The organism is Spongiactinospora rosea (genome assembly GCF_003315795.1).
Lineage (GTDB): Bacteria > Actinomycetota > Actinomycetes > Streptosporangiales > Streptosporangiaceae > Spongiactinospora > Spongiactinospora rosea.
In genome coordinates this window covers 99080-111643 of record NZ_QMEY01000016.1, presented here as the reverse complement: position 1 = coordinate 111643, position 12564 = coordinate 99080, and the positions used below count along the sequence as shown (strand labels likewise).

The 12564-nt window shown below is 67.6% G+C and carries 14 protein-coding genes; 10 read left to right on the top strand and 4 right to left on the bottom strand.

Annotated elements, in window-relative coordinates; all coding sequences use genetic code 11:
• The first annotated feature begins 124 nt into the window (after positions 1-124).
• Positions 125-1027, top strand: coding sequence for an RDD family protein (locus tag DP939_RS29830; protein ID WP_225878582.1), 903 nt, complete (start codon positions 125-127; stop codon positions 1025-1027).
• 453 nt (positions 1028-1480) lie between these two features.
• Here the strand turns inward: DP939_RS29830 and DP939_RS29825 are convergent, their stop codons facing one another.
• The gene (locus DP939_RS29825) at positions 1481-2884 is read right to left on the bottom strand and encodes an LVIVD repeat-containing protein (RefSeq protein ID WP_225878581.1); all 1404 of its coding nucleotides are present in this window, start codon (positions 2882-2884) and stop codon (positions 1481-1483) included.
• A 232-nt stretch (positions 2885-3116) separates the two neighbouring features.
• Between DP939_RS29825 and DP939_RS29820 the strand changes: the two genes are divergently transcribed.
• Positions 3117-3782, top strand: coding sequence for a DUF305 domain-containing protein (locus DP939_RS29820; protein WP_225878580.1), 666 nt, complete (start codon positions 3117-3119; stop codon positions 3780-3782).
• A gap of 274 nt (positions 3783-4056) precedes the next feature.
• Complete coding sequence (locus DP939_RS29815) at positions 4057-5235, top strand: esterase/lipase family protein (protein WP_158578757.1); 1179 nt, start codon at positions 4057-4059, stop codon at positions 5233-5235.
• Between the two features lie 27 nt (positions 5236-5262).
• Here DP939_RS29815 and DP939_RS29810 read toward each other — a convergent pair whose 3' ends face one another.
• Entirely contained in the window at positions 5263-5523 is a 261-nt protein-coding gene (locus DP939_RS29810) for a hypothetical protein (RefSeq protein ID WP_113984151.1), read from the bottom strand.
• A gap of 311 nt (positions 5524-5834) precedes the next feature.
• On the opposite strand from DP939_RS29810, the gene DP939_RS29805 reads away from it, so the two are divergent.
• The 3 genes from DP939_RS29805 to DP939_RS29795 all read left to right on the top strand — a co-directional run bounded on the left by DP939_RS29805 (position 5835) and on the right by DP939_RS29795 (position 7898).
• Positions 5835-6551 carry a magnesium transporter MgtE N-terminal domain-containing protein gene (locus DP939_RS29805; RefSeq protein ID WP_113984150.1) on the top strand — a complete coding sequence of 239 codons (717 nt, stop codon included), beginning with the start codon at positions 5835-5837 and terminating at the stop codon, positions 6549-6551.
• A gap of 287 nt (positions 6552-6838) precedes the next feature.
• Positions 6839-7303 (top strand): SRPBCC family protein, encoded by a 465-nt coding sequence (locus DP939_RS29800; RefSeq protein ID WP_113984149.1) that lies wholly within the window; start codon positions 6839-6841, stop codon positions 7301-7303.
• 37 nt (positions 7304-7340) lie between these two features.
• Positions 7341-7898: a dihydrofolate reductase family protein gene (locus tag DP939_RS29795; protein WP_113984148.1), complete on the top strand. Its 558-nt coding sequence runs from the start codon at positions 7341-7343 to the stop codon at positions 7896-7898.
• A gap of 545 nt (positions 7899-8443) precedes the next feature.
• Here the strand turns inward: DP939_RS29795 and DP939_RS29790 are convergent.
• A complete protein-coding gene (locus tag DP939_RS29790) occupies positions 8444-9151 on the bottom strand; it encodes a GntR family transcriptional regulator (protein WP_113984147.1) in 708 nt (235 codons plus the stop codon).
• 17 nt (positions 9152-9168) lie between these two features.
• Positions 9169-9708, bottom strand: coding sequence for a UTRA domain-containing protein (locus tag DP939_RS29785; protein ID WP_113984146.1), 540 nt, complete (start codon positions 9706-9708; stop codon positions 9169-9171).
• Positions 9709-9993: 285 nt separating this feature from the next.
• Between DP939_RS29785 and DP939_RS45595 the strand changes: the two genes are divergently transcribed.
• The 4 genes from DP939_RS45595 to DP939_RS29765 are packed head-to-tail and all read left to right on the top strand — an operon-like array spanning position 9994 to position 12443.
• Entirely contained in the window at positions 9994-10668 is a 675-nt protein-coding gene (locus DP939_RS45595) for an ATP-binding protein (protein ID WP_147268193.1), read from the top strand.
• Between the two features lie 25 nt (positions 10669-10693).
• On the top strand, positions 10694-11407 hold the full coding sequence (gene queC, locus DP939_RS29775; RefSeq protein ID WP_113984144.1) for a 7-cyano-7-deazaguanine synthase QueC: 714 nt from the start codon (positions 10694-10696) through the stop codon (positions 11405-11407).
• Entirely contained in the window at positions 11398-11763 is a 366-nt protein-coding gene (locus DP939_RS29770) for a 6-pyruvoyl trahydropterin synthase family protein (RefSeq protein ID WP_113984143.1), read from the top strand. The genes queC and DP939_RS29770 overlap by 10 nt, the downstream gene beginning before the upstream one ends.
• Positions 11760-12443, top strand: coding sequence for a 7-carboxy-7-deazaguanine synthase QueE (locus DP939_RS29765; protein ID WP_225878579.1), 684 nt, complete (start codon positions 11760-11762; stop codon positions 12441-12443). Before DP939_RS29770 ends, DP939_RS29765 begins: the two co-directional genes overlap by 4 nt.
• Positions 12444-12564 lie beyond the last annotated feature (121 nt).

Here is a 12564-nt window from a genome sequence, read left to right as displayed (position 1 = left end):
GGCGCGAAGGCCGTCCCCTCGTTTCCGGGTTGTCCACAGGGGGCCGGAGCCCGAGGCGGCGGGTTTTCCACAGGGCGGGCGCATTGCCCGGCCGGGGCGCGGGCTGGTCGGTAGGCTTCTTGGCGTGTCCGATGTCGTGACCGGCGAGGCCGTGGTCGTCGAGGTGCGGTTCGCCCAGGTCCCCAGCCGAGCGGTGGCGTTGTTCATCGACGTGGTCGTGCAGGGTGTGCTGCTCTACGCGGTGTTCGCCCTGGTCGGCAATGTCGGCCTGCGCGCCGACCCCGCCCTGTTCGCGGCGCTGTCCATCCTGTTCAGCGCGCTGGTGATCGTGGGCTACCCGGTCATCTTCGAGACGCTGTCACGGGGGCGAAGCCTCGGCAAGCTCGCCATGGGTCTGCGGGTGGTGAGCGACGACGGCGGCCCGGAGCGCTTCCGGCAGGCGCTCTTCCGCGCCCTGGCGGCGGTGCCGGAGATCTGGCTGCTCGCCGGCGCCCCGGCGCTGATCACCTCGCTGATCTCCGAGCGCGGCAAGCGCCTCGGCGACATCTTCGCGGGCACGGTCGTCATCTCCGAGCGCGGGCCGCGCGACCGTTCGCTGCCCGCCGCGATGCCGCCCCAGCTCGCCGCCTGGGCCACCGGGCTGGAGCTTTCCGCCCTCCCCGGCGAGGTCGCGAGCACCGCCAGGCAGTACCTCGTCCGTTTCCACCAGCTCGCCCCGCAGATCCAGCACGAGATGGGGATGCGCATCGCCGCCCAGGTGGCCACTTTCGTCTCGCCGCCCCCGCCCCCCCAGGTCCCGCCGCACGCCTACCTCTCCGCGGTGCTCGCCGAGCGTCACCGCCGCGAGGGCATGCGCCTGGCCCGGCAGCAGTCACAGCACGCCCCGGCTCCCGCGCCCCCGGCGGGGCCACCGGCCGCGCCCGCCTACACCCCGCCCCCCGGTGGGCATGGTGGGCTAGTGGCCGGAAACGGCCACGTCAGCGGCGATCCGGGGCCCACTCCGGGAGGATTCGTCCCGCCTGCCTGAGATTGATGCCACATTCCGGCATAGAGCCCGTAATCACGGGCACGTGTAGTCAAAGCGGGCGATGGGGCATTGCTCGCACTAGGGGGAGTGGGGACCGCCCGCGTATGAGGGAGAGGCTACGCGGGCGGTCCCCGTTTTATCCGGTGTCCCCCTTGATCCGGACCACGGCTCCGAGGTGACTGGCCGGACGGAGCCGCCGCCCGGGGAGATGCCGCCTATGACGAAACCGTGTTTACGGCCATCTGTCGAGATGACAGCGGCGGAGGTTACGGAACCGTTGGGTTGGCGCGATCGCAGGGTGATGCCGATTCCACGGCGATCCGTCACCGGATCACTACGTGTCAGGTCCCGGCGCCACCGTTCCAGGCCCGGTCACCGGCCCTGGAAGGGGCCTGCCGCCAGTCGGGGCGGGCCCGGAGCCCAGGGTCGGAGACCGGGAGGAGTGAGGGTGGGTCAGTCCCAGGGCCAGCCGTGGCCGCGGTCGGGATAGGACTGCTGGGTCTGGACGTTCAGGGTCTGCATCCTGACGCCGTTCGCCTGGTTGGTGCGCTTGTCGTTGATCTTCAGGACGTCGAAGCCCTTGTTGAACTCGCTCCCGTAGATGTAGCCGTTGTAGTAGTACGCGGACCAGTACCCCGCGCTGAACGGCACGGAGAACGGGCCGCGCTCGAAGTAGGCGATCTCCTGGGGCCGGGCCGAGTCGGTGAAGTCCCAGACCGAGATGCCGCCCTGGTACCACGCCTGCACCATGATGTCCTTGCCCCTGACCGGGATCAGTGAGCCGTTGTGCGCGACGCAGTTCTCGGTGTCGGCCTGGTGGCGCGGGATCTTGAAGTAGCTCTTGAAGACCAGCCGGCCGCGGTGGATCTCATAGATCGCGTCCGCGCCGCGGTTGGGACCGGTGGCCTCGTTGCAGGTGGCGCCGCCGCCTCCGCCCAGTTCGTCGGTGAAGACGACCTTGTTGCCGCGGTTGTTGAAGGTCGCCGAGTGCCAGAAGGCGAAGTTCGGGTCGGTGGTCCTGGCCGTGACCCGTGGGTTCTCCGGGTCGGAGATGTCGAACAGCACACCGTCGCCCATGCAGGCGCCCGCCGCGATGCCCTTCTCCGGGTAGGCGGTGATGTCGTGGCAGCCCGTGGTCGGCAGGAGCAGGCCGGGCTGGGTCTCGTTGCCGCCGTCAGGGAAGACGACGGGCGTGCTCACGATGGTCGCTTCGGTCGGCTTGTTCAGCGGGACCTTGATGATCGTGAGCTTGTCGTGCGGCGGCCGGCAGTTCGGGTAGTCGGCAGCCGGAAGGTAGGAGGAGACGTAGATGTAGACGGCCTTGTGCCGCCGGTCCGGGACGAGCGTGTGCGTGTGCGACCCGCAGTCCGTCTCGACGGACTTGATGTACCTCGGGTTGGCCTTGTCGCTGATGTCGAAGATCCGGACGCCCTCCCACGACGAGGCGATCGTCGGGCTCTGGGAGGTGCTGTTGCACGAATCGTCGTTTCTGGACGCGTCCACCGATCCGAACAGCAGGTTGCCGTAGACGGACACGTCCATCTGCGAGCCCGGGCACACGACCGAGCTGACCGCGGCGGGCTTCCTGGGGTTGCGGATGTCGTAGATCGAGAACCCACCATAGTTACCGACATATGCGTAGTTGCCGCTGAAGGCGATGTCGGTGTTGATGGTGTTCGTGATCGGCGTCGGCTTGGGGATGTTCGCGACGTGAGCCACGTTGGGGCTCATCACGATCTCTTCAGGCCCTGGGATCTCCAGGGCTTGTGCGGGCAACGCCGACAGCACGAGTGCCGCCGCCGCGCCGACCGCGGCGACCACCCGACCTGCCAAACCGGCCCTTATGAGGGTGAACACGAAGGACCTCCTTGCTCCCACACACACTGTGTATGTGCACAGAAATACGCAAAGTCTTCCGCAGATCGGGTGGGGCAGCTAGGAGGCAATGTGTCAAGAAAAGTACTTGTCTGCCACCTTTACGAGATGCGATGTATGGGGTTAGAGTGCATGCTCGGCCTGTCATGTGTGGCAATTCGGTCATGTACGTTAAGTCACAATTAACGGCCAGGTGATGGAATGAGGAGGTGACGTGCGCCCCACGTCCTCCCCCGTCGCCGTACTCACCGCGCTCGCCCTGTCAGCCGCACTGACCAGCGCATGCACCGCCGCGCCCGCGACCACCCGGCCCCCGTACACCGCCGCCGGGACGGCCCCGGTGATCGCCCCCGGCGAGCCGGGCGAGCCCGCCAGGACGCTCGCCCCGAATGAGGCGGCGACCGCCGTCCCCGCACCCACGGCGAACGCGGCCGACGTCCGGTTCGTCCGGGACATGGTGATCCACCACCGGCAGGCCATCGACATGAGCCTGCTCGCACCCACCCGGGCGTCCTCGGGCGCGCTGAAGCGCCTGGCCGCCCGGATCGAGGACGTCCAGGGCCCCGAGATCGCCATGATGGCCGGCTGGCTACGCGAGCAGGGCCAGCAGGTACCCGACCATCACACCGCGCACCAGGGCATGCCGGGCATGGCCACCCCCGCACAACTGGAACAGCTGCGGGCGGCCACGGGCACGGCCTTCGACCGGCTCTACATCAGCCTGATGACCGCCCACCACCAGGGCGCGATCACGATGGCCGCCAAGGTCATCGCGGCGGGCGCGCACCCCAAGGTACGCGAGATCGCCGAGGACATCTCCGTCACCCAGACCGCCGAACTGCACCGGATGGCCCGCCTGGCACCGCCCGCCCGAGACTGATCCGGGCCGCCCGGTGGCCGGCCACCGGGAACGCGCAGGGAAAATGGCCACTTTATATCCCACTTTTTGATTAGTGGTCGTCGATTGTGACAGCCATGTCGTGGCCCTTTGCCGAATGTCCATTTGTGGACACATCGAGCTAGTGACGTAGGCGATTCCGCAACGGATGCTGGAACGTGCCACTCCAGGGCATAAGCCGCCGCGACCAGATGTCTTTGTGCATGTCATGCGGTCATCAGAGCATCGGATTCGCCATTTCCAGGAAAGGGAGACAATGGCCGGGATCGAGAACTGGCTTCTCACGGAAGATCCGTCCGCCGAATATCCGCCGTCGCCCGAGCCCCGGGAGACCTGGCCGCTGCCCGGCGGGGTGGCGTGGGTCTACCAGGCGCCCCGGCACAGGGTGCTGACCCGGCCGGTCGTACTGGCCGACGGGTTCTCGCTGGGCCGCAGCAACCGCGACGAGCTGTACCACCGGATGCAGAACCTCGCGTTCCCGTTCATCTCCGAACTGCACAACCGCGACTACGACCTGGTCATCGTCGGGTACGACGAGCGCAGCGCGGCCATCCAGGACAACGCCGAGGCCGCGACGGCCGCCATCTCCCAGGCCGTCACCCAGCGCCAGGGCAGCGCCGACCTGATCGTCGGCGGCTTCAGCATGGGCGGCCTGGTCACCCGTTACGCGCTGGCCAAGATGGAGCACGACGACCTCCTGCACGGCGAGGTGGGCACGTACGTGTCGTTCGACAGCCCGCACCGCGGCGCGTGGATCCCGATCTCGCTGCAGGCGCTGGCGCACATCGCCGAGTCGATCGCGCCGAAGCTGCGCGAGCAGGTCAACAGCCCCGCCGCCCGTCAGCTCCTGGCACTGCACACCGAGACGTTCGTCGCCGACCCCGCCCAGGACCCGCTGCGCCGGCAGTTCCTGGACGACCTGCGCCGGTACGGCGGCTGGCCGCGCCAGCCGATCAAGCTCGGCATCGCCAACGGCGCGGGCAACGGCGTCGGCAACGGCATCCCGCCCGGCGCGCTCACCCTGAGCAGCGAGACCGCGAACCTGGGCCTGCGGCTCTACGCGCAGGACAACACCGACGACTTCGTGGTCGCCGCACTGCGCTTCCTGACCCAGAGCTTCGAGAAGAAGACCAGCGGGCTCGCCCGCGCGGACTCGGCCCCCGGCGGCACGCTGGCCTCCTTCGGCATCGCGGCCGAGTACCTGAAGGAGATCGACCCGGACGTCCAGTGCCCCTACCCCGACGTCAACTTCGTCCCGTCCGTCAGCGCGGTCGCGGTCCGCGACATCCTCACCGACACGGACCTGTACACCGACATCAGCGAACTGTCCACCGACGAGAGCGAGCTGGACCGCTTCATGCTCTCCTCCACCAACACCGAGCACAGCGCGATGACCAAGGAGATCGCCAACTGGTTCTTCGAGCAGATTCCGTAGCCGCGCGGGATCCCCGCCCGGGAGTGGTCAGGGAGGTCCGGCTGGGCCTGATGGCGGGGAAGCCGGTTTCCGAGGCGCCGGGGCGCGGGGCTCGGCGCGGCCGGTGATCCAGCGCAGGAGCCGGAACGCGCGTTCGCTGATCCGGTGCGAGCCGAACAACGCGGCCAGGGCGATGATGACGACCAGCGCCAGGCCGGCGCCGGACACCAGGACGCCAAGGCGGGGATCGGCCAGCCAGGCGGCGGCCGGGGCACCGAGTACGGCCGCGCCGGTACCGGCGACCCGCACCAGACGCGTCGTGGCGGAAGGCGCCGCGCAACTCCGCCGGGAACGTGCCATGAGATCGCCCTTTCCTCTCCGGCCCAGCGCCTGCCCGGTGGGCGGGCATGGTGAGGCCAGGAAAGCGGCGATCGTCCGACCGGCACAGGGATCACGGATGAACCGCGCACAACGCGGACACGCCCAGCGCCTATAGGCGATCTTGGGACAAGACAAGCCGCAAGGGGGCCGCAATTGTTGGCCCCCAACAGCAAATATTGTGGATTTCTGCAAAGAGAAGCCATTGGGAGTGGAGGATAATGGTCTGCCATCCTTGAGGGATGGTGGACCATTTACCACGCCACGCCCCGGCACGTCCTTACCGTCCGGGCGTAGAAGCCGACCCCGGCTCGGTCACCACGAAAGCCGACCTGGCCCGCGAGCTACGCAAACTGCGTATAGCTTCAGGAAAGCCGTCGCTCCGCGAGCTGGGACGGCGAGCCCGGGCCGATCACGGCCTCGAACTGCCCCGCAGCACCGCCGGCAACGCCGAATCCGGCAAGGTCCTCCCTCGCTGGGAGGTGATCCTCGCCTTCGTCCTGGCCTGCGGCATCGGCCCGGCCGGACTGAGACACTGGCAGGCCGCCTGGCAGCGCGCCAGCGCCAGCGGTGACACGCGACTGGAAAGCATGTCCGGCGGTCCGGAATCGGCCCACGACGAGTACATCAGGCGTACGGCCGGACACATGGAGATCATGCCTCCGGCGGCTGCCGCCGAACTGCTCGCGGCCACGGCCCCGGCCCTGGCCGCCGAACTGCTGACGGTCATGAACACGAAGCCGGCCGCCGAACTGCTGACGGCCATCGACCCGTCGCGGGGCGCCGAACTGCTGACGGCCATCGATCCATCGCGGGCCGTCGAGCTACTGAGGGCGATCAACCCGCCGTCGCGGGCCGTCGGCCTGCTGGCGGTCATCACTCCGGCACGGGCCGTCGGCCTGATGGCCGGGATGACACCGAGGCCCGCCACCGCCTTGCTGATAGCGCCGATCATCTGAAGCCGTCCCACGGGCGGGACGTGGCAAGGACTTCCAGTGTGTCTGACCGGCCACGCCTCGATTCCGGCCTTGGTCGGCATCATCGTGATGGCCCCCTTGTGGGGCATCGTCGTACTTCTGCCGGTGGAGACCCGATCATCGGCGGGCCGCTGTTCTCCGGCCGGCTTCCGGCCCTTCGCACCGGACCTTAAGAACTTCTAAGCGGAACCGTAAGTGGTCCCCGGCAATGTGGGGAGTGGCCGGAGGGGATCCGGCAAGCCACCGGAGATCCGGGAGGGACGACCACGATGCAGAGCGCCGAGCAGGAGATGGTCCGCGATCTCGCGGCCGGCCCGGACCAGGTGTACGCGGCCTGGACCCGGCCGGAGCGGTTCGCGCGCTGGTTCGGTCCGCGCATCTTCGCGACACCGGCCGAACGGGTCGTACTGGACGTCCGGCCCGGAGGCGCATGGCAGGCCACGATGCTCGGAGAGGACGGCTTCGAGATCACGATCGGGGGCGTCTACCGTGAGGTGGCAGGGCCGTACCGGCTGGTGTTCACCGCGGGCGACCCGGACGATCCCGGCGACGGGCCGCCGTCCGTGGTCACGCTCACGCTGGAGGAACACGCGGGCGGCACGCGGATGCGCGTCCACCTGAACGCCGCCGCCGGCGACGGCCGGGAACGCGCGGAACAGACACGGGAAGGCTGGCTCGAACTGATCGACCGGCTCGCCGAACACGTGCGGGCCTCGGCCTCCCCCGTTTCCTGACGTACGACATACCGAATTCTGGAAGAGGAACCGAATCATGGGCAAGATCATCAACGCCACGTACATGACCCTCGATGGCGACATCGCCAACATGCAGGACTGGCACTTCGACTACTTCGGCGAGGACGCCGGGCGGTCGGCGCAGGAGCAGATGGAGGGCACCGACGCCCTGATCATGGGGCGCGAGACGTACGAGGGATTCGCGCCGGTCTGGTCGGAGCGCGCAGGGGCCGATGATTTCTCAGACCGGATGAACTCGATCGCGAAGTACGTCGTCTCCACCACGCTGAAGGACCCGAGCTGGAACAACTCGCAGGTCATCTCCGGCGACGTGGCCGCGCGGATCAGGGAGCTGAAGGAGAAGACCGAGGGCAACATCCTGCAGTACGGCTTCGGCCCGGTGACCCGGCTGATGCTGGAGAACGACCTGCTGGACGAGCTGCGGATCTGGCTGCACCCGGTACTGTCCGGCAAGGCCAAGCCGAGCGACCTGCTGTACCGCGACGGGGCACAGCGCAAGTTCACCCTGGCGGGCACCGACGTCCACAGCACCGGCGTGATCATCCTCACCTACACCCCGGTCCCCGCCGAATAGCCCATCTCCACGTCGACATGCCGGGAGCCGCCGCCTGAGCGGCCCCGGCCTTCGGCCGTTTCCGGCCCATCCGGGATGTGCGAACCGGTCGATCCACGGGATGGTCGGACCGCATCCTGTGGTCGTGCGGATGCTCATACCGGTGGCTCATGGTTCGTCGGGCGTGCAATCGTCGCTGATGCCCTAGGACGAGGGTGAAGGTCATACCATCAACCGAGGCCACAGTACCGCCCCTCTGCCGAGCAAGCCCTTCATCCAGGGAGACTGGGAACGGGATGCGGACCTCGCCCGGCTCGCGGTTTCTGGACCTTGGGACGTGGTCCTGGATGTCGCTGGTGCCGTACCGGCCGTGGTGGGCAACGTGGCACGGGCCCTTGCACCCGCCACAGAGCGCTACGCCTTCGTGTCCACCATCTCGGTGTACCGCAACCGGCCATACCTGCCGGTGGATCGCTCAACCGGGTGAGAGCGGCTCGTGCTGCCCCGACCGACGCCTCGCAGAAACCGGAGAGGTCGCCTGCGGCGGCTGCCAGAACATGTATTGCTCAATTGATGATCTGACGATACATAAGCTCGTAGAGGTGACCACCTTTTATTATGATCGACACCTCGACCGGGCGCTTGTCATGCGAAAAAATAACTCTGAACTGCCTGATCACAGGGACGCCTTCCGGCAAGGCCAGGCCCTCGACCTCGTCTGATGTCGGCGGCCGAGTGGATACCCGGTCCGTGAACTCGACCTGTGGATATCCCAACTGGGCGAGAGCGACCGGAGCCCCGCCGGAGATCTTCCCCCGTCCCGCCAGAACCGAAGAAGCCGCAATGCTCGTAGGGTAATAGGACCAGGACAGTTCGACCGGGTCACCATCGTGCATGGTCAGGCGGTGTCGAAGGATTGCCCGCTCTTCGCCCAGCGCATCAGCGACGTCGGGCGGCGCCTGCACTTCGGCCACGTCCAGGATGCGGTAGCTGTAGCCCCCTGATGAGGGAGCGAAGTACGCCTCCGCCTCCACCACGAAGACATGGCGATCTCGCACATAGACGCCCTTGCCCGCCCTGCCGTAAAGGTGTCCCTCCTCCTTGAGGATGGACAGCGCGCGTTGCACCGTTGCGTTGGCTGTCGCGTATCGCTCGACCAGTTGTTGCGTGGACGGAAGTTGGGTTCCTGGCGTGAGGATACCGGCCATGATCTGCGCCCGCAGATCGGCCGCAATCTGCTGGTGCCGAGGCCGCGTGTCCGAATGGCTGGCCAAAGAACATACCCCGATTTCTATGAGTAGATTTTATAGCGCAGGTGACGCTCATAGGCGGACATCGTCATGACGCTCATCTCGTACGGCATGCCGCCCCGGGTCCGCAAGAGCCTGGCGAGGACGAGCACCCAGTCCCGCTCGCCGAGGTGCAGCAGTTGACGTTCTTGTGTGCTTGCTGGTCGCGCATGGACATCCTCTTCGATGCTCTCCGGGCGGTAGCCCATCTCCGCAAGCAGAGTGACAACGCCGCCCGGCACCTTGCGAGGGTCGGCGATACGGGTACCGCGGGCCACCGTTGACGGGTAGTAGGAGTCGACCAGCTCCACGGGGCGTCCATCGAGCAGTACGACTCGGCGGCGAACGACAACGGCATCGCCCGAAGGTGTGTCGAATGCCTCCGCGACCTCCGGCGGGGCCTCCACCTCCGCTACTTCGCGGAGTTGCTGCATGCCGACATGCCCGCGTTGGGCGGCTTCGTCCGTCCATGCATCCGCCCGGCCCGGGCGAGGGTCCATGTACGGCGCAGACGCGTTGATCCAGGTCCGTTCGTCTGCCATGGCCTGCCCTTCAGTAGTCGATCTCCTCCATACCACCTTAGCGAGGAGGTGGTATGGCCATAAGCCGCCAACTCCTTGCCGCCTTATCGGAAAGGCAGTATGGTCAGTGTTGCAGTGATCTGCTGTGCACGTTGACGTCCAGCCGCATGCGACCACGCACAGGGTGGAGCATCAGCCAGCTAGGAGACCGTTCGATGCGCGTCCACGATTCCCGGCGGAGACGGACTTCCCGCCCGCACTCCTCGCAACCGCTGAGCATGCCGGGACCAATCTCGAAGCCGACGTATGGGCCACACCGACCTGCGCCACACGTTCACGCCGATCACCGTGAGCCGCACAGTGCAACCAGCAGGCTCACGCCGCACCACCGCTAACTCATGGACGCGGCCGGCTGGGCAATCGGCCGCAGGAACCCGGAGACAAGTCGTGGAACTTTTCATCGCGTGCCAGAACCCGAACCTACGCGTACAAGAACTGCGGCTCGGTGCCGCCGCTCACCAGGTCCGGGCGATCGTCCGCCAGGCGCCCGAAGACGCGGACATGGACCCTGAACAAATCGCCGACGCGGAGATCGCGGTGGCCGAGCTGGCGGCGAACGCGGAGACGCACGGCCGCCCACCGTACGAGCTGCGCATCATCACCGAGAACGACGTACCCGTCTGGTGCGAAGTCTTCGACGGCGATCCCGAATTGCGCGTGGTCTCCCGCCTTCTGCGCGGGATGAGCGGCTTCGATCCGCGCGCCATGTGGTTTCAGGAGAGCGGCCGGGGACTTCTCATGGTCCATCAGCTCTCCGGAGGGCGCTGTGGCGTCTACCCCGCAACAACGTGCGACACCGGCATTCCCGGCAAGGCGGTCGGCTTCGCACTCCCTTCAGCAGCCCGAGTCCCTGTACGCAGGCGCAGACTCTTCCGCTCCTGGGCCGCCGTTCGAGTGGCCCGCATGCGCGGTCGTTCCTGACTTCACCCGCTCGGGGAGGACAACCATGATCACCACCCAACGCCAGGCCGGGCACGCCGTCGTCGTGTCCTCCGGTGGCCTGGACTCCACCACACTGGCCTACTGGCTTCAGGCGAAGGGCACCGGCCGGCTCACCCTGCTCGGCATCGACTACGGCCAGCGCCACCGCGTCGAGCTGTCCCGGCTGACCGCGTTCGCGCAGGCGCTCGACGCCGAATGTGTGATCCTCGACCTGCGCGGCCTCAAGCCGGTCCTGTCCGGGACCGCGCTCACCGACGACCAGGCGACTGTCCCAGCCGGGCACTACACCGACCATTCCATGCGCGCCACCGTGGTCCCGAACCGCAACGCACTGCTGCTGGACGTCGCCGTGGCCCTGGCCATCTCCGTCAAGGCCGACACTGTCGCCTTCGGCGCGCACGCGGGCGATCACCCCATCTACCCCGACTGTCGGCCGTCCTTCCTCTACGCCTATCGGCGCATGGCCGCCGTGGCCAGCGAGGGTCTCACGGTGAGCGGTTTCCAGGTCGTCGCGCCGTTCATGGACGTGACCAAAGCGGACATCGTTCGGCTCGGCGCGGACCTGGGCGTCCCGTTCGCCGACACGTGGTCCTGCTACGTCGGAGGGGCGCGGCACTGCGGCCGGTGCGGTACGTGCACCGAACGCAAGGAGGCGTTCGCGCTGGCACGAGTCCCCGACCCCACCGACTACGAAACCCGGGAGACGCCGTGTACGTGATCGCGAAGCGGTTCGCCTTCAGCGCCAGCCACCGGCTCGACCTGCTGCCCGAGGGGCACCCGTGCCGCAGGGACCACGGGCACAACTACGTGGTCGAGATCCGGTTGACCGCGCACGAACTCGACCCCTACGGCTTCGTCGCGGACTTCGGCGAGCTGACCCCGGTACGGGACCACCTGGCGGACACCTACGACCACCGCTGCCTCAACGACATCCTGGAGCAGCCGACCTGTGAACGGCTCGCACGACGCCTGTACAGGTGGTGCTCGGACAACCTGCCCGTCGCCCATCTGCTGCGCGCGGTTCGTGTCTCGGAAACGCCGTCCACCTGGGCCGAGTACCGGGAGGAGCCGTGAGCCTTCTCGTCACCGAGATCTTCGGCCCGACCTTCCAGGGCGAAGGGCCTTCGGCCGGGCAGCTCGCCGCCTTTCTGCGGCTGAGCCGGTGCAATCTGACCTGCACCTGGTGCGACACCCCCGAGAGCTGGGACGCCAGCCGCTACGACCTGACCGCCATCACACGCCGGATGACCGACGCGCAGGCGCTGCACGAGGTGCTCGCGATCCCCGCGCCGCTGGTCGTGATCACCGGCGGGGAGCCGCTGCTTCAGAAGGATCGGCTCGTCTGGCTGGCGGACATGTTCCGCGCCAACCGGCGGCGGGTCGAGATCGAGACCAACGGCACCATCGTGCCCTCGCGCGGGCTGCTCGACGCGGTGAAGCAGTGGAACGTCTCTCCCAAGCTCGCGAACTCCGGCGTCCCGGAAAACAAGCGGATCAGGCCCGACGCGCTCGCGATGTTCGTCAGCTCGGGGCGCACGGCGTTCAAGTTCGTCGTGGAGAGCCCCGCCGATCTGGAAGAGATCGCCAGGCTGGAGGAGAAGTACGGCCTTACGCCGATCTGGGTCATGCCACAGGCGACCAGTTCACCGCAGGTGCTGACGGCGATGCGAGAGATAGCGGACGAGACCCTTGCCCGGCGCTGGAATCTGAGCACCCGCCTGCACATCCTGCTGGAGGGGACAAGTGTCCGCTGAGACCAGACCTGAGCGGGGCCGTCTTTCCGGGCTTCCCGGGCCGCGCGTGCTGGGTTGCAGGCCAGTGTCCGAGGGGGAAGCCGGGATCGTTCCTGCCGCTCAGGCGGGCACCAGCGTACTC

Excerpts from the sequence above, each read along its gene's own strand:
- DP939_RS29815 (WP_158578757.1), top strand. The coding sequence starts at position 4,057 with ATGGCCGGGATCGAGAACTGGCTTCTCACGGAAGATCCGTCCGCCGAA.
- DP939_RS29805 (WP_113984150.1), top strand. The coding sequence starts at position 5,835 with ATGGTGGACCATTTACCACGCCACGCCCCGGCACGTCCTTACCGTCCG.
- DP939_RS29800 (WP_113984149.1), top strand. The coding sequence starts at position 6,839 with ATGCAGAGCGCCGAGCAGGAGATGGTCCGCGATCTCGCGGCCGGCCCG.
- DP939_RS29795 (WP_113984148.1), top strand. The coding sequence starts at position 7,341 with ATGGGCAAGATCATCAACGCCACGTACATGACCCTCGATGGCGACATC.
- DP939_RS29785 (WP_113984146.1), bottom strand. The coding sequence starts at position 9,708 with ATGGCAGACGAACGGACCTGGATCAACGCGTCTGCGCCGTACATGGAC.
- DP939_RS45595 (WP_147268193.1), top strand. The coding sequence starts at position 9,994 with ATGGGCCACACCGACCTGCGCCACACGTTCACGCCGATCACCGTGAGC.
- queC (WP_113984144.1), top strand. The coding sequence starts at position 10,694 with ATGATCACCACCCAACGCCAGGCCGGGCACGCCGTCGTCGTGTCCTCC.